Annotated in this window: 16 protein-coding genes, 1 pseudogene and 1 riboswitch; of the genes and pseudogenes, 13 read left to right on the top strand and 4 right to left on the bottom strand. The window is 61.5% G+C overall.

Annotation, left to right across the window (positions count from 1 at the left end):
* Nucleotides 1-23 precede the first annotated feature (23 nt).
* Together O6Y00_RS21395 and O6Y00_RS21400 are read right to left on the bottom strand one after the other, a co-directional pair.
* Nucleotides 24-2,318 carry a TonB-dependent receptor gene (locus O6Y00_RS21395; RefSeq protein WP_353444535.1) on the bottom strand — a complete coding sequence of 765 codons (2,295 nt, stop codon included), beginning with the start codon at nt 2,316-2,318 and terminating at the stop codon, nt 24-26.
* 157 nt (nt 2,319-2,475) lie between these two features.
* The gene (locus tag O6Y00_RS21400; RefSeq protein ID WP_353444536.1) at nt 2,476-2,886 is read right to left on the bottom strand and encodes a DUF2946 family protein; all 411 of its coding nucleotides are present in this window, start codon (nt 2,884-2,886) and stop codon (nt 2,476-2,478) included.
* A 148-nt stretch (nt 2,887-3,034) separates the two neighbouring features.
* Nucleotides 3,035-3,271, top strand: a riboswitch (cobalamin riboswitch).
* A gap of 169 nt (nt 3,272-3,440) precedes the next feature.
* Between O6Y00_RS21400 and O6Y00_RS21405 the strand changes: the two genes are divergently transcribed.
* The 7 genes from O6Y00_RS21405 to O6Y00_RS21435 all read left to right on the top strand — a co-directional run bounded on the left by O6Y00_RS21405 (nt 3,441) and on the right by O6Y00_RS21435 (nt 12,486).
* Nucleotides 3,441-5,480: a TonB-dependent receptor gene (locus tag O6Y00_RS21405; protein ID WP_353444537.1), complete on the top strand. Its 2,040-nt coding sequence runs from the start codon at nt 3,441-3,443 to the stop codon at nt 5,478-5,480.
* A 155-nt stretch (nt 5,481-5,635) separates the two neighbouring features.
* A complete protein-coding gene (locus tag O6Y00_RS21410; RefSeq protein ID WP_333922685.1) occupies nt 5,636-6,070 on the top strand; it encodes a pyridoxamine 5'-phosphate oxidase family protein in 435 nt (144 codons plus the stop codon).
* A gap of 403 nt (nt 6,071-6,473) precedes the next feature.
* Entirely contained in the window at nt 6,474-6,770 is a 297-nt protein-coding gene (locus tag O6Y00_RS21415; RefSeq protein ID WP_353444552.1) for a hypothetical protein, read from the top strand.
* 51 nt (nt 6,771-6,821) lie between these two features.
* Complete coding sequence (locus tag O6Y00_RS21420; protein WP_353444538.1) at nt 6,822-8,228, top strand: DUF2254 domain-containing protein; 1,407 nt, start codon at nt 6,822-6,824, stop codon at nt 8,226-8,228.
* Between the two features lie 8 nt (nt 8,229-8,236).
* Nucleotides 8,237-9,217 (top strand): mechanosensitive ion channel family protein, encoded by a 981-nt coding sequence (locus tag O6Y00_RS21425; protein WP_353444539.1) that lies wholly within the window; start codon nt 8,237-8,239, stop codon nt 9,215-9,217.
* Nucleotides 9,218-9,223: 6 nt separating this feature from the next.
* Complete coding sequence (locus tag O6Y00_RS21430) at nt 9,224-10,480, top strand: cation:proton antiporter (RefSeq protein ID WP_353444540.1); 1,257 nt, start codon at nt 9,224-9,226, stop codon at nt 10,478-10,480.
* Nucleotides 10,481-10,692: 212 nt separating this feature from the next.
* Nucleotides 10,693-12,486 carry a PAS domain S-box protein gene (locus O6Y00_RS21435; protein ID WP_353444541.1) on the top strand — a complete coding sequence of 598 codons (1,794 nt, stop codon included), beginning with the start codon at nt 10,693-10,695 and terminating at the stop codon, nt 12,484-12,486.
* Between the two features lie 68 nt (nt 12,487-12,554).
* On the opposite strand, the gene O6Y00_RS21440 is transcribed toward O6Y00_RS21435, so the two are convergent.
* Entirely contained in the window at nt 12,555-13,838 is a 1,284-nt protein-coding gene (locus tag O6Y00_RS21440; protein WP_353444542.1) for a DUF4118 domain-containing protein, read from the bottom strand.
* 34 nt (nt 13,839-13,872) lie between these two features.
* A complete protein-coding gene (locus O6Y00_RS21445; protein WP_353444543.1) occupies nt 13,873-14,634 on the bottom strand; it encodes a hypothetical protein in 762 nt (253 codons plus the stop codon).
* A gap of 236 nt (nt 14,635-14,870) precedes the next feature.
* Between O6Y00_RS21445 and O6Y00_RS21450 the strand changes: the two genes are divergently transcribed.
* From O6Y00_RS21450 to O6Y00_RS21475, 6 genes and pseudogenes are all read left to right on the top strand, one after another.
* A complete protein-coding gene (locus O6Y00_RS21450; RefSeq protein ID WP_353444544.1) occupies nt 14,871-16,172 on the top strand; it encodes an SLC13 family permease in 1,302 nt (433 codons plus the stop codon).
* A 99-nt stretch (nt 16,173-16,271) separates the two neighbouring features.
* Nucleotides 16,272-17,579 carry a mechanosensitive ion channel family protein gene (locus O6Y00_RS21455; RefSeq protein WP_353444545.1) on the top strand — a complete coding sequence of 436 codons (1,308 nt, stop codon included), beginning with the start codon at nt 16,272-16,274 and terminating at the stop codon, nt 17,577-17,579.
* Between the two features lie 138 nt (nt 17,580-17,717).
* Nucleotides 17,718-18,899, top strand: a complete 1,182-nt coding sequence (nhaA, locus tag O6Y00_RS21460; protein ID WP_353444546.1) for a Na+/H+ antiporter NhaA — start codon at nt 17,718-17,720, stop codon at nt 18,897-18,899.
* A gap of 142 nt (nt 18,900-19,041) precedes the next feature.
* Nucleotides 19,042-20,109, top strand: a complete 1,068-nt coding sequence (rodA, locus tag O6Y00_RS21465) for a rod shape-determining protein RodA (protein WP_353444547.1) — start codon at nt 19,042-19,044, stop codon at nt 20,107-20,109.
* Between the two features lie 84 nt (nt 20,110-20,193).
* A complete protein-coding gene (locus tag O6Y00_RS21470) occupies nt 20,194-21,216 on the top strand; it encodes a potassium channel family protein (protein WP_353444548.1) in 1,023 nt (340 codons plus the stop codon).
* Between the two features lie 226 nt (nt 21,217-21,442).
* Nucleotides 21,443-21,811 (top strand): annotated as a pseudogene (locus O6Y00_RS21475) (BCCT family transporter); the annotation flags it as partial.
* Between the last annotated feature and the right edge of the window lie 138 nt (nt 21,812-21,949).

The following is a 21,949-nucleotide window of genomic DNA, read 5'->3' on the forward strand; positions in this document are numbered from 1 at the left end:
CGCTGAAGCGTCCATGCCCGCCATCATAATGCCTTGGTCAGACGTATCCCGATCGTCCGCGGCGGGCCGACGAGATAGGAAAAGTAACTGGTCGCAGTGGTGTTGCCGGGCGACGTCGTGAACTCCTGACCGAAGACCGGCACGGCGTCGAACAGGTTGGTGACGAACAGGTCGACCCCCAAGCCGCCACGCATCGTCACCCCGGCGGAGGCGTCGACCAGCGTGTAGGCCGGACGCGGCAGCACCTCGCCTTCGCCGAACCCGCTGTTGGATCCGCCGACGTGGCGCGCCGCGGCGAACAGCGTGCCGGTCAGCCCTTCTGTGAGCGCGGTCTCGTACTCGCCGCGCACATTCCACAGCCAGCGCGGCACATCGAGCACACGCGAGCCTACCGGCAGCAGCAAGTTGGGCACGTCGTTGCGGTAGGTCGCGTCGGTGAACGATCCGCCCGCGTGAAGATCGAGCCCCCGGACCGGCGACACGGAAACTTCAAGCTCGCCGCCACGGCTACGAACCCGGCCGGCGTTGACGGTGAAGGAGATGGTCGTCGCGTTGTTGATCCCGCACGCAGTCTGGAACGCCTGCTGATAGTCCTTCCAGTCGATCGCATAGGCAGCACCGTTGATCCGCACGCGACCGCCCCATAGGCTGGTCTTGGCGCCTATCTCGTAATTGTCGGTACGATCGCTGTCGTAGGGCGGCGGTACATCGGGAATGCCTGCCGCGCGACGTTCCGCAGCCGAGCAGATATCATCCGTCACTGGCGCATTGACGCCCCCGGTGCGGAATCCCTGCGAGTAGCTGGCGTAGAGCGTCGCGGCACGGCTCGGCTCATAGCTTAGCGTGAAGCGCGGTGTGACGCCGTTCTCGCGATTGCGCTCGTCATAATCGTAGGCGAGATCGCCGCCCGCGACGCCACCGATCCCATAGCGTCGGCTCGCTTCGCGCTGGCGATAGGCAAACACCCTGGCGCCAGCGGCGACCTTCACCTTCGGCACCACGGCATAGGTCAGCTCCCCGAAGGCCGCGATCTCGCTCTCACGGAAGCGCACCGTGGTGTCCTGGATGACGGCCGGACTGCTGGCACCAAGCGGCAGCGGCGCGGTAACGCCGAACAGGTCTGCGACGGTGATCGTACGGCCGGAGTCCTGATGGAGATCGCGGTAGAGCGCGCCGAACACATATTGGAGCCGCCCCGGGCCGTCGGACACCGCGCGCACCTCCTGCGTAAACTGCTTCGTGCGGCCAAAATCCTTGAGCGGCGTTGGGAACAGCTTGCCGCCTGGCCCCGGTCCGACGATGTCCTCGACAATCGGAGAATCGAACCCGGTAACGTCGAACGACAGCCGGTTGCGCCGGTCGAGCCAGGACGAATTGGACGACACGGTGAACCCACCAAGCGCATCGAACCGGTTCTCGATCAGCAGCGAGCCGATCGCGAACCGATCCTTAGCATATGTGTCCGCATACCGCGCCTTGAGCCGCGCGCGCTTGCCGAAGGTCACGTCGCTATGGGGGCGGTCCGCATTGCTGTAAGCGTCCTGCCAGATCAGCGACGGTGTGATCGTCAGGGTCGGCGTGGCATTCCATCGAAGCGCGGCGCGAACCGTGCCGGTGCGCGTCCAGTTGACGTCTTTGCGGACCGCCGACGTTCCGGCGTTCTCGGTCAGGTCGCCGGTAGTCGGCCGCAGATCGTCGATCCAGCCGCCCTGCCGGACAAACCCGCCCGATATGCGCAGCGCCAGCGTATCGGCTGCGATCGGCAGATTGAGCATCGCCTTAGCGTCCCAGCTCGTGCCGCCATCGGTAACGGTCGCAACGCTCGCCTGACTCAGTGCGGCGATCTTGGTGGCATCCGGCTGGTTGGTCACGATGCGGACCAGGCCGCCCATCGACGACGACCCGAACAACACGCCTTGCGGTCCGCGCAGCACTTCGACCCGAGCGACGTCGAACAGCTGCGGGTCGGGCTGCGAAAAGCCGCGGAGTGCGCGGGTCTGAAGCGGGGTCTCGTCGAGGTAGACGCCCGTCGTCGGCGACTGGACGAACCCCACCCCGCCGATCCCGCGTATGATATATTGCGAGTTGCCGGGCCCGGTGGTCGCGAAGGCCAGGCCCGGCACGGAGTCCGCGACGCGGGAGAAGTCCTGCGCATTGAGGCGGCGCAGCAGGTCGGCAGGAAGGATGGTGACGCTTGCGGGCACGTCCTTGAGCGCTTGCGGGCGTTTCAGCGCGGTGACGATAATGTCGTTGGTTTCCGCTGGTCCATCGCTCAGCGTGTTGGTCGCCGTTGCGTCGGCCTTCGTGGGAGGGGCCACCAGATCCTGAGCAGATGCTGGTACGGCGAGCAGGAGGCAGGGCAGGCATGCCCCCGCCAACAAGTGGGATCGGATCATGAATAGGCCTTTGACCGGCCCCGCGAAAGCACGCGAGCCGTGGACGTGGTTGCTCCTGAAGGAGCACGCGATCAGGTGGTCAAAGGAGGGCCGGTGGACCTCGAAGCGGAGGCCGAAGATGGCTGCGGCGAATGATCGCCGGCAGCACGGCCGGTGACAGCCCGACCGCCATGACGAAAACGATTAGGGTGATGAGCTGAATAGGATCGATCGCACCGAGCGATGCTGCCGACAGGCCCGCAAAGGCGCAGGGCATGTCAGCCTTGCCATGATCCTTCGACTTGCCGTGATCGGGCATGTCGCCGTGCATTCCCGGCATTGCCATCGTCACGGCTCGAGAGGCAACGCCGGAACATAGCTCGATTGTGATCCGGCCGTGCTCGCTGCCGATCATGTACCCGGTCGGCACCAGCAGCTTGAGCAACAGCGTTGCCGCGCACACGAGCACAGCGAAGTAGCGTTGCGCTAGGAGGCGACGAACGGCGAACACCGAACGCGGGTAGCGCAGGCAGGCAGTCCTGTCATTGCCGTGTCGATCTCCCCTGCAAATGGACGGGATCAGAGAAGGCCTAGGCTGTCTTGCCGATCGAAACCTTCCCCGGTACGCATTGTCCGTCAGGCCGGAGAAGAGTCTCCGACCCGACAATGATCGCGTTGGTGTCCCGAGAGGGACTTAATAGGGAACACGGTGTGGGAGACGCTCTCCCGAAGCCGAGGCTGTCCCTGCAACTGTAAGCGGCGAGCGAGACATACATCGCGTCCTCTTCCGGAGGGTGCAGCCACTGGACCAACGCCGCAACGGCCGAGATCCGGGAAGGCCGTATATCGAGCGACGACCCGTGAGCCAGGAGACCTGCCAGCGTCTGGTCGCTCTTGCTTTGGTCCAGGGGATGGTCGGGGCACGGTTCTTCCGTCTGAGCGACGAACGAGCGGCGGGGGTCGCATCGGTTCGTGTCGCGGGCGCTTGCGTCCGCCTGTCGACGCGTGCCGACCGTTCGCAGCGGACGCCCCCGTCCGAAGTCGCTTGGCGCACGGGGGACGGACATGAAGAATCTGAGATTACGAACAAAATGGCTCGAATGCGTAGCTATCGCTTCGGCATGTAGCGCCACACCCGCATGGGCTCAGGGGCAAGACACCGAGGCTGTGCCGTCACAGGCACCAAACGACATCGTCGTGTTCGGCCGCGGCGAAGCAAAGATCGGTGTTGCGCATGCAGCGAGTGAGGGCACCGTCGCCGGTGCAGACCTTCTGGTTCGCCCGCTGCTGCGCGTCGCTGAATTGCTGGAAGCGATTCCCGGGATGGTCGCTGCGCAGCATTCGGGAAGCGGCAAGGCTAATCAGTACTTCCTGCGTGGCTTCAATCTCGATCATGGATCGGACTTCACGACCTATATCGACGGGGTGCAAATGAACCTGCGCACCCACGGTCATGGCCAGGGCTATCTCGATCTCAACGGACTGATCCCGGAGATCGTCGCGCGCGAGGATTTTCGCAAAGGGCCATACCGTGCGGATGGCGGCGACTTCGCGCTGGCGGGGGCTGCCGACATGACCACGATCGACAGCTTTGCTCGGCCGTGGCTTTCGGTCGAGGGCGGCTCTTATAGCTATGGTCGGATCGCCGCGGGCGGGACAATTGATGGAATTGGTCCGGGGAAGCTGACGCTCGTCGTGCAGACCAAGGTCTATGATGGACCATGGGAGGAGCCCGAACATCTACGACATGCATCTGGCTTTGCGAAATATACTGCTCCAGCCGGTGCAGGCCAGATCGAAGCGTCGCTCAACGCCTACCGCGCGACCTGGCGCCCGACCGAACAGATTCCCGAGCGCATCATCGGTACCACGCTCTGCAAGGACGTGTTCTGTTCACCCGATCCGACGGCACGCGGCGAAACGACACGGCTCGTCGGCAATGTCGCGGTCCGCCAGCCGGACTGGCACGCCAATGTCTATGGTCAGTTCTACGACTGGTCGATGTATTCGAACCCGACCTACACCGACCCGGACGGGACCAGCGCGCAGATCCGCCAGTTCGACAAACGCTGGATCGTCGGTGCAAGGGGCGAAAAGCGTTGGACGCTCGCGCCGACCCTTGCCGTCTCGCTCGGTACCGAAGAGCGCTACGACCATATCGGCAGCGTCGGTGTGTATCGCACCAGCGCGCGATCGTTCCTGTCGTCGCTCGGCCGCTACCATGTCGAGGAAGCGTCGGCAGCATTGTATGGCGAAGCGACGTGGACGCCCGTTACGGGTCTCCGCCTGATCGGTGGGGTTCGTGGGGACTATTATCACTACGTCGTTCGCGCGCGGGATCAGGCGGCGGTCTTGGCCGGCGAAGGCAGAGGCGACGACGCGATCCTGTCGCCCAAGGCATCAATCGCGTACTCGCCGACCGATCGGCTGGAGTTCTACGGCAACTGGGGACGTGGGTTCCACTCCAACGACGTCCGCGGCGCGGTAAACGTCGAAACGCCGGTGCCTGTGCTGGTCCGCGGCAACGGCCGTGAAGTCGGCGCCCGGTGGCAGTTACCCGGCATTACGCTGACCGCGACCTATTGGTGGCTCGACGTCGACAGCGAACTGCGCTTCGTTGGAGATTCCAACGCGGTTGAACCGACCGGTGCCAGCGAGCGTCGTGGCTATGAACTTGTGGCGTTCTGGCGGCCCAGGCCGTGGCTTGCGATCGACGGCAACTATACGGCAAGCCGATCGCGCTACGACAATGGCGATCGCATTCCCAACGCCTTCGAGAACGCCGCATCCGCCGGGATCGCGCTGGTGCTCAATCCTTGGGAGGCAAGCGCTCGCGTCCGCCACCTTGGGCCCTATCCTTTGATCGAAGACAACAGCGTCCGAGATACAGGAAGCACCGTCGTCAACGTCCGCGCGGCTCGCAAGATCGGGCGGTTCGACGTGTACGGTGAGGTGCTCAACATCCTCGACAGCCGCGACAAGGACATCGCCTATTTCTACGAGTCCTACATTCCCTCGTTCGACGCCTCAGGGCCGACGGATGGCCGGTTGAGCCGCGTAGTTGAGCCACGCACCTTGCGCCTGGGTGCCCGGGTGAATTTCTAGGCAGTGCCAGATGGTCGCCTGCTTCGGATGAAGCTGGCGACCATTGAATTTCGGTATGGATAAAACACTCCCGTTATCTCACGCGGCCGACACATCACCACGTTCGTTGTAAACACTCGAGCAAATGTCATAGCCCACTTTGAAGGAGCAATACGATGTCGGACCTCAGCCTACACGAACTGTCGAAAAAGATGGCAAAGTTGGACTTCACAATGATGGCCACTCGCTCATCCAACGGAACGATGACGGCCCGCCCGATGAGCAACAATGGCGATGTCGAATATCAAGGTGACAGCTACTTTTTTGCCTACGAAAAATCACGGAAGATTGCTGACCTGCGCGCCGATCCTCACGTCACGCTTAGCTATACCGGCGCCGTCGGTATGCTCGGTGGTCCCCCGCTGTTTGTAGCTGTCGAAGGAGCCGCTGCGCTAATCGAGGACAAAGTCGCGTTCGCCGATCACTGGACCAAGGATCTCGATCGGTATTTTCCTCAGGGCATCGACACACCCGGCGTTGTGATGATCCGTGTCGACGCAAAGGCAATTCGTTACTGGGACGGTAGTGACGAGGGCGAAATCGCTATCTGAGCAAGCCGCCAAAAGCTTGTCAAATACAGAACTTTCGCGCGGGTGCTTCGCGGGAGTTCTGTCTTTTGGGCGTATCAAATGCCTTTTTCTTTTAGACGTTATCGCTCGTACGTTACCATAACTGGGGCTGGCTCCCGATAAGAATGGGCAGGCGGCATCCCGGGCATCCTCAAGGCTCGTATCCGGTCGACAGGCGAAAATCCGGCAAAACCGGACCATCTTTGCCAGCCACATACGAGCACCGAGATCAACTAACCGAAAAATCGGTAATCCTTCCAGCCGCTTGCACTTAACCTGTGTCTGGAACCCCTCGGTCGTTTCGCAGTTGATACAAACCGGACAGTGAGCTCGGCGCGCCCGGGACACACCCTGGCGCTTCGTCAGGAGAGATGCCTTGAAATCAATGATCATCCTGGCGGCACTTGCCGCCGTACTCCCGCTGGCCGCTTGCAATAAAAGCCCGTCGGACAAGCTTGCCGATCGCGTCGAGAATGCAGCGGATACCCGTGCTGACGCCATGGAAGCGAATGCCGAAGATCTGCGTAATCAGGCAGCGCAGCTCGATAATCGCGCCGACAAAGCACGTAAGACCGGCGACTCCCGCTCAGACGCCATTGAAGCAGCCGATATGAACGTCGCCGGTATGAGCCAGGAACAGCGCGATGCCGTCGTTGCCAATCAGGCCGCAGCAGTTCGTTGATCTTTCTGCCCGGCCGCTAGTCGGCCGGGCATCTTTCGAAAGCCTTGCCTCATGAACGCCGGCTTTCGCCGTCTGACCGATTATCTCGGTTCAAGCTACTGGTTCGTCCCCACCGTCATGGCCATCGCCGCAGTACTGTTGGCAGGTGGTATGGTGGCGCTGGACTCGAAGGTCGGCTCGGCTTGGATGGACGGCTATGTCTGGCTGTACGCCTCGCGACCGGATGGTGCGCGACAGGTGCTGTCCTCAGTCGGTGGGTCGATGATCACCGTGGCCGGTACGGTGTTCTCCGTCACGATCGCCGCAGTAGTGTATGCATCCGGCCAATATGGTCCCCGCCTGCTGACCAACTTCATGCGCGACCGCGGCAACCAGGTGACGCTTGGAACCTTCATCGCGACGTTCCTGTATTGCCTGCTAGTGCTCCGCACGATTCACTCGGCTGACGAGTCAGGTGGCTATGGCTTCGTGCCCAATCTGGCGCTGCTGGTCGGCGTGCTACTGGCGCTCTGCTCGATCGCGGTGCTGATCTATTTCATCCACCATGTACCATCCAAAATTCACATCAATAGCGTGATTGAGGATGTCGGCGACCGCTTGCTGCGCGGCATTGACGATCGCTTCCCCCGCTTTGTCGGCAGTTCGCCCGACGATCATGCCACGACCGCTACGAACGTTCCCGACACTTTCCGCGACGATGCCAACGCGAGCGTCGGCAAACAGCGTCGGATCGTTGCGGCCAAGGATACAGGCTACATCCAGTTCCTAGACGATGAGGCGGTCCTCCGTCTGGCATCCAAGCACGATCTCGTTCTTCGCCTTCAGTACCAGCCCGGTGACTTCGTCCATGTCGGGCGGGCTTTGGTGGAAGTTTGGCCGCCTGAGCAGTGCGACGACGCCTGTGCCAATGACTTACGCGACGCATTCGCCGTCGGCTCGCGCCGTTCGGCGTTGCAGGACCTGCGCTTCCTCGTCGACGAACTGGTCGAGATCGCGGCACGGGCGCTATCGCCCGGCGTAAACGATCCCTTCACGGCGGTCACCTGCCTTGACTGGCTGAGCGCTGCGATGTCCGATCTGGCCGGCCGATCGCTGCCGTCACACCTGCGTGTCGACGATGCCGGTGCGCTCCGCGTCATTGCCCATCCCACCACGTTCGCTTCGCTGATGGACCGATCGTTTGGCGCGCTGGCGCAGTATTGTGCGGCCGACATGGTAGCGAGCCTGCGCTACCTCAACGCACTAGGCGAGGTATCGCTCGACTGTGACGAGCCCGATCGGCTGACGACGATCCGCCTCTATGCCGACAGGCTGGAGGAACTGGCGGGTGACGCGCTGAAGGGCTTCAACCTGACCCGCGTTCGGACGCGCACAGGTGAGTTGCGGACCGCGCTCGACCAACCCGACTACAAGCGTCGCCTGCGCGACGGCACCGCCTGGCTTGCCGGCACGGCCTGAGGAAAAACATGATGAATACTCCCTCGGCGAAGGCCATCCATCCGTCCGAGATTTGGACGACCGTCAACGGCATGGTCAACGGCTTCCTTGCCATGCTGCCTTTGCTTGTGGCGGGGCTGATCGTCTTCCTGATATTCTGGGGCCTTGCATCAGGTGTTCGCCGCGGCGTCGAAGCGTTCGCAGCCAAGCGTTCCGAGTTTCCGAGCGCTGGCATGGCGTTTGGCCGGCTTGCCTATATCGCTCTGATGCTGCTCGGCGCGTTGATCGCGGCGACCGTTGCGTTTCCGTCCGTCACGCCGGCGAAGCTGTTCTCAGCGCTCGGGATCGGTGGTGTCGCGATCGGCTTTGCGTTCAAGGACATCTTCCAGAACCTGCTCGCCGGTATCCTGCTTCTCATTCGTCACCCGTTCCGCGCTGGAGACGAGATCACCACCGGGGGCGGCTTCACTGGAACGGTGGAGTCAATCGAGACGCGCGCCACTTACATCCGCACCTATGACGGCCAGCGGGTGATCGTGCCCAACAGCGTCATCTATACCGAAACGGTAACCGTCATCACCGCCTACGACTTGCTGCGCAGCGAGTATGACGTTGGCATCGGCTACGGCGACGACGTCACCACCGCACGACGGATTGCCCTGGAAGCGGTCAAGGGCGTCGACGGCGTGCTCGCCGAGCCTGCCCCCGATGTGCTGCTCTGGGATCTGGCCGGATCGTCCAAGAACCTAAGGGTGCGCTGGTGGACTAAGCCCAAGCGGTCGGGCGTTGTTCAGGTTCGTGACCGGGTTCTGCAGGCGGTGTCTGAGGCGCTGGTCGGCGCCGGGATCGATCTGCCGTTCCCTACCACCCAGGTGCTGTTCCACGACCAGACCGAGGCGAGCGACGGCGATCGTCGACGCCAGCGCGAGGGCTGGCCGGCGGGTGACACCGTTCCCGAGCCGCGCCACATCAACGCGCTGACCATCGTGCGTAGCGACCCGAAGGACTAACCGGCCGTGCTGACTCCGTTCGACGCAGCGGCGATCCTGATCGTACTCGCCGCGGTGCTGGGCTACTTCAACCACCGTGTCCTGAAACTGCCCTCGTCGATCGGCTTGACGATCATGGGGGCGGTCGCTTCCTTGCTTGTCGTCGGTATTGACCAGTTGCTGCCCGGCAGTCAGGTCGGCGAGCAGGTCGTCGGCTTCATCGCCGGCATCGATTTCCACACGACATTGATGGACGGCATGCTGTCGTTCCTGCTGTTCGCGGGCGCACTGCACGTGAAGTGGGATGATATGCGACGCGGGCGCTGGCCTATCGTTGTTCTCAGCACCGTTGGCGTGTTGCTCTCCACCCTCATCATTGGCGGTGGCTTCCACCTGATCGCTGGTTGGCTCGGCCTTGCCGTGCCGCTGATCTGGTGTCTCGTCTTCGGCGCGCTCATCAGCCCGACGGACCCCGTCGCCGTCATGGGCATCCTCGGTCGAGCGGAGGTTTCGCCGACACTGAAAGCGACGGTGGCCGGTGAAAGCCTGTTCAACGACGGGGTCGGGGTGGTCGTCTTCGCTATCCTGCTCGAAGCCGCGCTGGGCACTGAACCGCTGTCGCTCGGTCACGGTGCGGCACTGTTCCTTCAGGAAGCGGGCGGAGGCGTGCTTCTGGGGTTGGCGGCAGGCTGGATCGGCTACCGGGCGATGCGATCGATTGACGAATACAATGTCGAGGTGATGATCTCGCTGGCGGTGGTTATGGGGGGCTACGCGCTTGCCGCGCAGCTCCACATCAGCGGTCCGGTCGCCATGGCAGTCGCCGGGCTGCTGATTGGCAACAAGGGCGTTGCCGATGCGATGAGTGACATCACACGCGATTACCTGCTGAAGTTCTGGGCGTTGATCGACGACATCCTCAACGCCGTCCTGTTCCTGCTCATCGGGCTTGAGGTCGTGACCATTGCATGGGACCCGCGACTGATCGCGCTCGGTGTCGCGGCGGTGCCGCTCGTACTGCTGGCCCGCGGGATAGCGGTCGTCGCTCCGCTTGCGGTCCTGCGACCGATCCTGTCGCTCGGACGGCTCGCGCCGTTAACACTGATCTGGGGCGGCCTACGTGGAGGAATTTCGGTGGCGCTGGCCCTGGGCCTGCCAGATGGCCCGGCGCGGTCTATCGCGCTGGCCGCCACATACATCGTGGTGCTGTTCTCGGTGATCGTGCAAGGGGGCACTGTTGAGCGCGTTCTTGATCGCGCCAAAGCCCGCAGCCCAAATAGCTGACGCTGAAGGAGCGGCGATCAGGCTCCCACCTTCCATATCACTGGGGAGGGCTGCTACGATGACATCGTAAAGTCGTACCTCTCTGGATCCCGAACTTTGCAAAATCTGGTCGCGATGCGTTAGCCGACTACGATCGAAGAGGAGCTAGAGCAGATCCTCACGATCATGCTAATGCAGGGCTACCTACCGTTTCTGCCAGGATCGCTGTTTTCGTGCCCCAATCTGCCAGCCCGACAAAGACCCTGGATGCTGTGTCCTGGAGCGGCCTCAATCTGGAGGGTGGGCAATTTGCCGATGTAGTGCGACTTGCAGCACAAATTTGTGGCGCACCGGTCGCGCTCGTCAGCGTTATAGAGGCGGGGCAGCAGATTCCGAAAGCGAGCATCGGCATCACTGCCAGTACGGCACCGCTCAATGAAGTGATCTGCCAGCACACGATCAACGAGCGTGATCTCCTCGTCATTCCTGATCTCAGCGCTGACCTCCGCACCTCATGCCATCCACTGGTCACGGCTGATCCTGCGCTGCGCTTCTATGCCGGCGTCTTCTTGGTCGGTTCCGATGACAAGCCGCTTGGCACGCTGTGCATCATGGACCGTGAGCCCCGTCCAGGCGGACTTACGGATAATCAGGCAGGAGCCTTGGCAGCGCTGGGTCGCCAGGTCGTCACGCTGCTCAACCTGCAACGTGAACGTTCCCGGTTTGAAGCCGTGTTCAACAGCGCGGTCGATTACGCGATCATTGTCATGAACCGGGATGGCAGGATCACGGACTGGAACGAGGGGGCACGTCAGATCCTTGGTTGGACGCCCGAGGAAATTTGCGGCCGGGACCTCGACGCCTTCTTCACGCCAGAAGACCGGGCGGCAGGTATCTCTGACAAGGAGATGGAAAGAGCCAGAACCGTCGGCCGCGGGATCGATGAGCGTTGGCACCTTCGCAAGAGCGGCGAGCGCTTCTGGGCCAGTGGCGAGATGATGCCGCTGCGAGGGCCAGACGGCGAACTGCAGGGTTATGTGAAGATGCTGCGCGACCGCACGGAAGTGAGGCTCGCTGATGAGCGACTGGAAATGGCGCTGGCCGCCTCCGGTGTTGTCGGCCTGTGGGACTGGGTCGTTGATACGGACCTGCTGCACGGCGACGCCCACTTCGCGCGCCTGTATGGCCTGGACAAAGCGCAGACCAAAGCTGGTCTGACCATGGAGGAATATCAGACCCATGTTGTCGAGGAGGATGTAGCGCCTTTGCGCGCCAGGATACGACAGGTGTTCGATACTGGCGCCGACTTCCTGGTTGAGTACCGGCTTGCCATTCCCGGCGAGCGACTACGCTGGGTCGAGTGCAAAGGCCGCATGATCTACAATCAGCAGGGCCAACCTGTTCGCTTCTCTGGCACAGTGGTCGATGTCACCGATCGCAAGGACCACGATGAGCGTCGTCAGCTGCTGATGCATGAACTGTCGCACCGGGTGAAGAACACCTTTGCGATGGTGCAATCCGTCGCTTTCCAGACGTTGCGTGGGACCGACGAAACAGTTTCGACGGCCCTGCAAAACAGGCTGGCAGCGCTGAGTCGTGCACATGAGGTGCTGATCCAGACCAGCTGGTCCTCGACATCGCTCAGCGAGCTTATGGAGCGTGTGCTGAGGCTTGAGGCGGAAGGAGGCCGTTTCCTGCTTACAGGCCCTGACATGGTCGTCGGATCGCGAGCCGCGCTGTCGCTATCGTTGCTGCTGCACGAGCTGGCGACGAACGCGGTCAAGTATGGATCGCTGTCGGTACCAGACGGCCTCGTACGGATCGAATGGTGGGTCGAAGAAGAGACGTTCTGCCTGAGATGGAAGGAAGAGGGTGGACCACCCGCCCGTGCCTCTACCGCAACAGGTTTCGGATCACGTTTGATACGTATGGGTATCGCTGGTGCGCGGCAAGCCAGGCTTAACTATACCGATGAAGGCCTTGCGGCAGTTTTCCACTGCTCCCGCGCGTTACTGGAGCAGGATTGATACCTCCAGCGTCAGCAATGTGAACCGGTTTTTCAAAAATTGCGGGCGCATAACCATCGCCGACCGGGTCACTCTGTACGCAAGCTATCTTCGAGGATCAGCCGCTCGTGCGCCAGCGCCGCCTGGCTGATTAACGTGCTGAACAAGACTCCCCGATCGGCCCTGATCGGATCACGCCCATCAGAACGAACGAAAGCCAAAACTGCCAGAGTCCCAAGTGACGTCCGCAAAGGCTCAACCCGCCACTCCGCAGAAGCAATATTTGTCGTCCCACGACCTGCCGATACGCCATGCTCCCAACACCAATCCAGCGCTGCTTGATCGATCGGGCCCCAAGAAAGTGGATCCATTGTCGCGTCGACAAGTTCCAAACGTCCACCGCGTTCGCGGAAAACGGCAACGTCGGCCTTCAGCACGCTGCTGAACTCGTCACAGACTGCGCCAGCCGTCTCTTTCCAATTTGCTGCACGAGCAAGGACCTGGGCAAAGGATGCGATCCGGGCATTTTCTTTCGCGCTGCGGTCACTCAAGGCAACCCGGCTCCGGAGCGCTTGCGTTACCCAGCTGGTATAGACTGCGACCGCCAGTAACGATGCCAGCGTCAAGAATATGATGGGCGTTGTCGGTTCGAAGTGGAAACGAGGCTGAAGCAAGAAAAAATCGAAGCCCAGCACTGACGCCGTGGTCGCGGTAAGGGCTGGACCGATCCCGAAGCGGGCGGCCGCAGCGATCACAGGAAACAAGAACAGCAGGTTCAGCGGTCGTCCGCCGATAAACAGGCTTGCCAGCTCTGCAAGACAGAGCGTGATGGCGACGAGGCCTAAGGCGAATAGATGATGGCGTAGGTTGGGCTCTGATGGGAGCGATGCCTCTGCATCTGCTCCATCAAAGGCTGATGCGGGCACGGTCGCTGGCGCGATATGGACCGTCACCGAAGGTAACCGCTCCTGTACCAACGATATCATCGACCGTTGAAACCAGCGGCGCTTAGGTTCGGATGTCGGGGCTCCGATGACGAGATGCTCAACGGGTGAACCTGCAAGATGTGCAACCAAGCCGCTTGCTACGTCGTCGTCGGGTTCGTTGCTGACTGTCGCCCCCCGACGCAAAGCCAGCGCTAACGCGTCGGCTGCTCTTCGTGCGATGGCGGGATCGCGAGCCGATCGAGGCGTCTCGATGAACACCGCGTGCCAGCTCGCACTTAGCGCCTTGGCCAGATCTGCAGCTAGTTCAACGACCCGCTCTCCGCTTCCCGATCCGCTTACTGCCGCAAGAATACGGGTTTCCGCCACCTCCTCAACCTTGAGCGAGGCATCTTTCGCGTTCAATCCAGACTCGTCGTGAAGGATCATGTGACAAACAGCTTTATGTTCAATTGCCACAATCTCACGTTCTGTTCGCCGACGGCCAGGTCGCTATCGTTTCCTTTGTCGACGGGTTCTCGATGGCGACATCGTCGAAGCTTACGGCAACGAGGCATACCGGACGCTGGTCCTTGCCCGCCGGCTGACGGCACCGAACTGTCGATCCGTCGGGAAAGCGGGCTATGCGCCCGGAGAGGCGGACGCGCAGGCCTTGATCGATCTTGAGATCGGTCTCAGTTATCTGACGTACGCTCTCATAGGGCTTGCCCCCGCGTCTCGCGCTCCTCGCCCCATCATCGGAAAAAACTTCCGCCAACCCGAGCGTCTGGCCCGGAAGCGTCACAGCATCGATGCCGAGTGGGGCGACGGGCAGCGAACCGGACTCGCAGGTCTCGCGCGACGACCACGGTCGGGCAATCCAGAAGCCCTCGATAGCCTCTTTCCGATTGGCCGAAGGCGTGGCGTTTGCAACGCTTGATGACGGTTCCTCCAGCCACTCGCTAGCATCGAATACAGCCGGTGTGACCGACACTCTGAGTGAGGATGACTTAGCGTCGTAGCGCCATTGGAATGCCTCGCGACTGTCTTCGCTCACCGGACCATCGCAACCGAACGGTAAGTCGACCTCAAACCGCAAACCCTCGGCAGCGGACGCCATCTCTGGAAGTCGCGCACCTGACGAAGTGGCGTCTGCCGCAGCGTTGGCAATCGCGATCATATCGCTGCGTGCCAGAATATTGGCGGCAGGCGCTTCGGGAACGGGCAGTTTTTTTGCGACCCGCACAGGCTCCGAACTTGCGACTGGCGGCGGAGGTAAGGGTGCGGTGCTCCGCCCTAGGAAAAACCCGCCCCCGCCTAACAGAACGATCGCTGCGGCCGAGCCGGCAACGACAAGGCGACTTGTACGGGGGGTTGGCTCGAGCATTCGGGAACTGTAGCAAATTTCTCACGATCCTCCATACCGCGTGGCATGAGGGTCACTATGAAACGCACTGGCTTCTGGTTACCGCTGGGGCGGTTATGACGCTCGACCAGATCGTTACACTGCTTGTACTGGGTTGCGTCGTCGCGGCGCTCATCTGGGACAAGGTGCGTGCGGATGTTGTAGCGCTAGCGGGCGCGGCCGTTTTGCTTATGGCGGGCGTGGTTCGCCCGATCGACGTTCAGGGCGCGTTTGCTAGCCCCGCTATTATCGCACTCGCCTCGCTTTTCGTCATTTCCTATGCGCTTGAACTGTCGGGGTTGCTTGATCGTGCGATCGAAGCCGCCGTCGCGATGTGCCGTCGTTTAGGCGGGACGGGGGTCTGGCTATTGCTAGGTATTGCCGGGCTCTTTTCCAGCGTATTGAACAGCACCCCGATCGTCGTGCTGACCGCCCCCGTCGTCAAGGACGTCGCGGCGAGCCTGCAACTACCAGCCAAGCGCTATCTGATGCCGCTATCCTACATCACGATCCTCGGCGGATGCTGCACGTTGCTGGGCACGTCGACCAACCTCCTGGTCGACGACATGGCGCGCATTGCTGGGCAAAGCCGCTTTGGCATTTTCGAGATAACGCCCGTGGGTGTGCCCGTTGCGTTGGTTGGCGGACTCTATCTACTGCTATTTAGCGGCAAATTAATGGGCACGCGGATGCTGGACCCGACCGATGGGCATCCGGATGCGACTATCAATGTTGCTGGCGGGCAAGTCGGGGACGCCGAGTTGTTTGCCGAGCGTCGTCCGTTGCAGCCCGTCAAGGCTGCCATCGCGCTTGGGACGTTCGTCGGCGCGATCCTGCTCGCCGCGCTAAACGTCGCGCCGATCGCCGCAACGGCATTTGCAGGAGCTGTGTTACTGATCTTGCTACGTGTCATCTCGGCCGATCAAGCCTATGGCGGCCTTCGTCCTCAAATCCTCATCCTCATTGCCGGCATGGTCGTCTTGGGGATCGCGATGGCGCAAAGCGGGCTCGCGAGTGCCGCCACGACGACGCTTATTGCCACTCTCGAGGGCGTCAGTCCGTTAACTGCTCTCATCGTGCTCTATGGCCTGACGATGGTGCTGACGGAGTTGCTCTCGAACGCCACCGTGGCCGTGTTGGTCACACCGGTCGCAGTGGCATTGGCGGAGAGTCTAGGGGTAAACCCTCGCCCCTTCCTTGTAGTAGTCATGATCGCCGGCAGTGCCTCATTTGCAACCCCATTCGGCTATCAGACGAACGTCATCGTTTATCAACTAGGACGCTATCGATACACGGACTTCCTTCGCGTGGGACTTCCGCTTAATCTTCTCACCGCTGTCGTCGCGATCATCACTACGTGTGTCTTCTTTCCGTTCTGATCCAGCCTCGACGCAGCACCTAAATAACCGCCATGGTTAGATTGCAATGGGGCGGCTACCAGCTGTGAATGACGTTGTGATCGTCGCCATGATTGTCGGGTGATCGACGCCGCAGAGCTGGCACTGGAGAACCGATTGGAACACGATGCCTGGTGGCAGACTTATCTGGATCAATGGACGGCGCTCCCGTTTCATGACCTGATCTCGGCTGTCGCGATCTTAAGCACGGCCCTCCTGCTGGGTATCATTGCAGCGCGCCTCGCCTGCCGGTACCTTCTGCCGGCCTTGGCGCCACGTCACGCGGACGTGATCGCGCCGCGGCTGATGGCAATTGCTCGCGCTGGTGTGACGGCACTGGTACTGACGGCGTTTTTGGGCATTCGCGGGCTGAACCCCGGCGCGGACCTTCTCCTCGCCGGAGGTCTCGGCGTCGCTATAGCGGTGCTGGCCTATGAGTTTGGCCGTGCGCTTGGCCTCCAAAGCAGGCCGGCGTCGTTGATCGCGGCGACGTTGTTCCTCATTGTGCTGGCAAGTCGACTGGGTGGCCTTAGCCCTCTGATCGCGGGATTAGATCGCGCCAGCATGAGGGTTGGCAACCGCCGCATCTCGCTGCTCGACATCGTCAATGCCGTCGGCTTGTCGCTCCTGCTGTTCCTCGCCGCGAGAGCACTCCTTGGGATTATCCTGCGCTGGATCGGACAGGCTCGGCTGCTCGACGCGGCGCAACGCGTGTTGTTCCAGAAACTCGCCCAGATCGCGGTTGTCACCGTCGCGATCTTCGTCGGTATAGACCTTCTCGGCATTGATCTCACAGCGTTGGCCGTTTTCTCCGGGGCGTTCGGGCTCGCGATCGGTTTCGGTTTGCAGAAGACGCTCGGCAATCTGATCGCCGGTCTCATCCTGCTGCTCGACCGATCGATCAAGCCCGGCGATGTCATCGCGGTGGGCGACACCTTCGGCTGGGTCAACAAGATCGGCGTTCGCGCGGTCTCAGTCCTGACCCGCGATGGCAAGGAGCATTTGATCCCGAACGAACGGCTGATGACCGACGAAGTCGAAAACTGGTCTTTTTCCAGCCGGGACGTCAGGGTTCATGTTGGATTTCGGGTATCGTTCGATTGCGATCTGCGACTTGCGCAGAGGCTCGCCGTTGAAGCCGCATCCGTCTCGCCCCGTGTGCTGACCGAACCCGCCCCTGTCTGCTGGATCAAGGAATTTGGCGACAACGGGGTAGAGTTCGACCTGCGGATATGGATCGACAGTCCCGAGGCGGGGGTCGGGAACGTCACTAGCGACGTGTTCTTTCGCATCTGGGATCTGTTCAAGGAACATGGCGTCACCATGCCAGTGCCCCAGCGCGATCTGCGCTTTCATTCGCCACCAAGCGGGGAAATAACTCCGACATAGTCCACTGCCACCCTGATCGGGTTGCCCCGGTCAATTTCCGGTGCGATAGGGCGCGACGGGTGCTCTCATGTCAATGGGGCAGGTTTTTACGCTGGTCGGGCCGCCAGCGCTGAAAATTTGTGTCCGGAGACCGTCACGATGGGCCACTCGCGCCACGTACAGCCAAGCGCTATTCGCCGCTTTCTCGAAAGCCAGTCCTCCGCCGGTCTGGTGCTGATGGGCGCGGCGGTATTGGCGCTCATGGTAGCGAACTCTCCGCTCGGACCGAACTACGAGACCATCCTTCACGCCTACGTCGGGCCGCTATCGGTCGGGCACTGGATCAACGATGCGTTGATGGCGGTATTTTTCCTGTTTGTTGGCTTGGAGATCAAGCGCGAGATGCTGGATGGCCAGCTTTCGACTTGGTCGCGTCGCATATTGCCGGGGATCGCTGCCGCTGGCGGCATGATGGTACCGGCGCTCGTGTATCTCGTGTTCAACCGTGGTCCGACCGCTGCAGGCTGGGCTATTCCAGCGGCTACTGACATCGCGTTTGCACTTGGTGTGATCGCGTTGCTTGGTAATCGCGTTCCGGCATCGCTCAGAGTGTTTCTTGCGGCATTGGCGATCATCGACGACCTTGGCGCCGTGATGATCATTGCCGTGTTCTACACGGCGAAGCTGTCGATACCGGATCTTGCCGGGGCGGCCGTAGCGCTCATGGTTCTGATAGGCCTCAACCGCTTCGGCGTGCTTCGCCTTACGCCGTATCTGCTCGTGGGGGCGATCCTGTGGATATTGGTGTTCCGTTCGGGTATCCACGCGACGCTCGCCGGGGTCGTGCTCGCCTTCACCATCCCGATGCAGTGCACGCCCGGCCGTCCCGACAATGACTCGGACAGCCCGTTGCATCGACTGGAGCATGCGCTGAACCTTCCTGTTGGCTTTCTCGTCGTGCCCATCTTCGGCTTGGCCAATGCCGGAGTGCCCGTGCTGACGCTACCTGCTGAGGCGCTGGTTGCGCCCGTGACGCTCGGCGTTGCCCTGGGACTGCTGATCGGGAAAATTACAGGCGTGTTCGGGTTCTCCATGCTGGCCGTTCGTCTCGGCCTGGCCGACATGCCGGCACATGCCGGGAAGCGGCAGTTGCTTGGTGTCGCACTGCTCTGCGGGATCGGCTTTACGATGAGCATCTTCATCACCTTGCTCGCTTTCCCCGGCAGCCAACTTTTGCAGGCGGAAGCCAAGCTAGGCGTTCTCGCCGGCTCCTTCCTCTCCGGGCTTCTCGGCTACCTCCTGCTCCGGAGCGTCACATCCGGCCGGCCGGCCGAAGGCTAGTACCGGCCTCCGAGCAACAGGGTGGCGCACGGACCAAAACGTGCCCGACGCGCCTGCCCATCATTGTTTTTGATACTGGACACGGGAAAAAATCTTGAGAGCTGGCACATTGCCCGCCCCGATCCGCGCATTGCCTTGGTCGATGCTCACGACGGTATTGGCGATCACCACGTTCGGGCTGGTAACGCTCTACTCGGCTGCCGGCGGGCATCTTGCGCCTTGGGCGACGAACCAGGCGGTACGTTTCGCCGTGCTGTTTGCAGGAATGCTCGTGCTCTCGCGGGTTTCCGTCGCGACGTGGAAGCGGCATGCCTACACTTTCTACGCCGTCACGCTCGCGTTGCTCCTGCTTGTCGAGCTGTTCGGGCATATCGGCATGGGCGCTCAGCGCTGGATCGATCTGGGCATCATCCGCCTGCAGCCATCCGAGTTCATGAAGCTCGCGGTCGTGCTGAGCGTGGCGCGCTTCTACGACACCGTCCCGCCTGGTTTCATCAGCCGCCCCGGCGTATTGATCATCCCGGTTGCGCTGGTCGCGGTTCCGGCCGGGCTGGTGATGCTGCAACCGGACCTTGGCACCGCCATGATGATCACCATCGCCGGGACGACGATGATCTTTCTGGCAGGTACGAAAATGCGGTGGTTTATCGGCGCCGGCGCGATCGTAGGCGCTCTGCTGCCGGTCGCATGGGGGTTGCTTCACGACTACCAGAAGAACCGCATCTTGATCTTTATGGATCCGGAGAGCGATCCGCTCGGCACCGGTTACCACCTATCGCAATCCAAGATCGCGATTGGATCGGGAGGCATGTTTGGCAAGGGCTTCCTCCAAGGCACGCAAAGCCACCTGAAATACCTGCCCGAAACCCACACCGACTTCATTTTCTCGACGATGACGGAGGAGTGGGGGATGATGGGCGGCCTGTTCGTCCTTCTGGCCTATGGCTACCTCGTCAGGTGGGCCTTGAACCTGGGGTTCGACGGCAAGTCGATGTTTGCTCGTCTGGTCGCTGCTGGACTTGCGATGACGCTGTTTCTGTATGTCAGCATCAACATCGCGATGGTCATGGGCCTGGCACCTGTCGTCGGCATCCCGCTGCCGCTGCTATCCTATGGGGGATCGGCAATGATGACCGTTTTGATCCTGCTTGGAATCCTCATGTCGATTCACCGAGAGCGGTTCCAGACACGCCATATCGGGGGGCTATGACTCTGCTGAATGCCATGGCTTTGTTCCGATCCTCGACGGACCAACTTAGCTTCACAGCGGCAGCGTGGCGATGCAGGAGATGGCATGCACACTGAGGATGCAGACATGGCGCACTATCGCCTGCGGCGCCAGAGTCGTACCCCAGCGTGGCTGGCCTTGTCCTGGCGGGCGCTGGTCGCGCTTGCGCTGATCGGCATCGCGCTCGCGGTCCACTGGTTCGATCGCGACGGCTTACGGCAGAACTCGGGCGAGCCCGTGACGTTCGCCGACATCCTGTATTTCACGATGATTACCGTGACGACCGTCGGCTACGGCGACATCGTGCCTGTGACGCAGCAGGCGCGGATGTTCGATACCTTCGTCGTGACGCCGATCCGGCTCTTCGTATGGCTCATCTTTCTAGGTACCGCGTATGATTTTCTGCTCAAAGGCGTCTGGGAGAAATGGCGTATGTCGGTAATCCAGCGACATCTAGAAGGCCATGTCGTGGTCGCCGGTTTCGGCACGAGCGGGTCCGAGGCCGTAAGCGAGCTTATCCGTCGCGGTGCCGATCCGGGCACGATCGTGGTGGTCGATGAGCGCGCCGCGGCGTTACGCACGGCGGAGAGCTGCGGCACGACGGTGATGGAGGGGAACGCCACGCGCAACGCAGCGCTGGAGGCGGCCCGTCTTTCCAAGGCCCGGGCGCTCATCGTCTCCGCCGGTCGCGACGATACCTCGATCCTGATCGTGCTGACGGCGCGGCGGATCGCGCCCGATCTACCGATCAGCGTGGTGATCCGATCGGAGGACAATGAAGCGATCGCGCATCAGGCCGGCGCCAACGTGGTCATCAACCCGGCCAGCTTTGCCGGTCTCCTGCTCGCCGGCTCCACGCACGGCGCACATACCGCCGAATACATGACCGATCTTGCCGCATCCGGCGGGCGTGTGGTCCTGCGCGAACGCGAAGTCTCCGCAGAGGAAGTGGGCAAGCCGCTTGCCGACATCGCCACCGGGCTCGGTCACCGCATCTATCGTGGGCATCAGGACTTTTGCTTCTGGGAGCCTGAAGCTGCCTGTCTGGAAGCTGGCGATATCATTGTGGAAGTCATCCCTCGTCGTTGACCTCTTTTATCAAGTGGCAAGGCTTTTTCGGCTAATTAGGCAACCTCGAGCTTAGACTCCCAAATTAGCTAGACTGGAACTCAGGATCTTTCTTGAACTTGGTATAGCTCGAGGCAAAGAGCCTGCTGGTAGCCTCGCGAACCTGGCGTCCGTTTGGGTGCAACGGTGACGTTCCCCGTCCACTTGATTGGCCATCGTTGGCAGCCGGCGTTAAAATGGCAAAATGATGAAGAGCCAAATCAATCCGCGCGTGTTCTGGGGTGCGTCCGCTTTCATTGCCTTGCTCCTGGCAACGACGCTTGCGATACCGGGTACCGCAGACGCCGCTTTCAAGGCGGCGCAAAGCTGGGCGATCGACACCTTTGGGTGGTTCTACATCGCATCGGTGGCCGTGTTCCTGGTGGTGGTGCTGACACTGGGCTTCGGGCCGGCCGGCAAACTGAAGCTTGGACCGGACGATTCTGAACCCGATTTCCCGTATCTGTCATGGCTTGCGATGCTGTTCGCCGCTGGCATGGGCATTGGGCTCATGTATTTCGCCGTGGCCGAACCTATCCAGCATTACATCTCGCCCCCGGAGGCCAAGAGCGGCACCATTCTTGCCGCTGAGCTGCCCCCTTCTGAGCGGTCCATCGACTATGAGAGTCTGGATCAAGGAAGGGACGACGAATGCCTGCGAAAAAGCACAAGCCGGAAGAGATCATCGGGAAGCTGCGTGAAGTTGAAATCGTCC

Origin of the sequence: Sphingomonas faeni, assembly GCF_040407565.1 — a bacterium.
GTDB classification, from domain to species: Bacteria; Pseudomonadota; Alphaproteobacteria; order Sphingomonadales; family Sphingomonadaceae; genus Sphingomonas; species Sphingomonas faeni_F.

What these genes read in the sequence shown, in the direction of transcription:
- O6Y00_RS21420 (WP_353444538.1), top strand. Translation starts at nt 6,822, where the DNA reads ATGAACGCCGGCTTTCGCCGTCTGACCGATTATCTCGGTTCAAGCTAC.
- O6Y00_RS21415 (WP_353444552.1), top strand. Translation starts at nt 6,474, where the DNA reads ATGATCATCCTGGCGGCACTTGCCGCCGTACTCCCGCTGGCCGCTTGC.
- O6Y00_RS21405 (WP_353444537.1), top strand. Translation starts at nt 3,441, where the DNA reads ATGAAGAATCTGAGATTACGAACAAAATGGCTCGAATGCGTAGCTATC.
- O6Y00_RS21410 (WP_333922685.1), top strand. Translation starts at nt 5,636, where the DNA reads ATGTCGGACCTCAGCCTACACGAACTGTCGAAAAAGATGGCAAAGTTG.
- O6Y00_RS21470 (WP_353444548.1), top strand. Translation starts at nt 20,194, where the DNA reads ATGCACACTGAGGATGCAGACATGGCGCACTATCGCCTGCGGCGCCAG.
- rodA (WP_353444547.1), top strand. Translation starts at nt 19,042, where the DNA reads ATGCTCACGACGGTATTGGCGATCACCACGTTCGGGCTGGTAACGCTC.
- O6Y00_RS21440 (WP_353444542.1), bottom strand. Translation starts at nt 13,838, where the DNA reads ATGATCCTTCACGACGAGTCTGGATTGAACGCGAAAGATGCCTCGCTC.
- O6Y00_RS21450 (WP_353444544.1), top strand. Translation starts at nt 14,871, where the DNA reads ATGACGCTCGACCAGATCGTTACACTGCTTGTACTGGGTTGCGTCGTC.
- nhaA (WP_353444546.1), top strand. Translation starts at nt 17,718, where the DNA reads ATGGGCCACTCGCGCCACGTACAGCCAAGCGCTATTCGCCGCTTTCTC.
- O6Y00_RS21425 (WP_353444539.1), top strand. Translation starts at nt 8,237, where the DNA reads ATGATGAATACTCCCTCGGCGAAGGCCATCCATCCGTCCGAGATTTGG.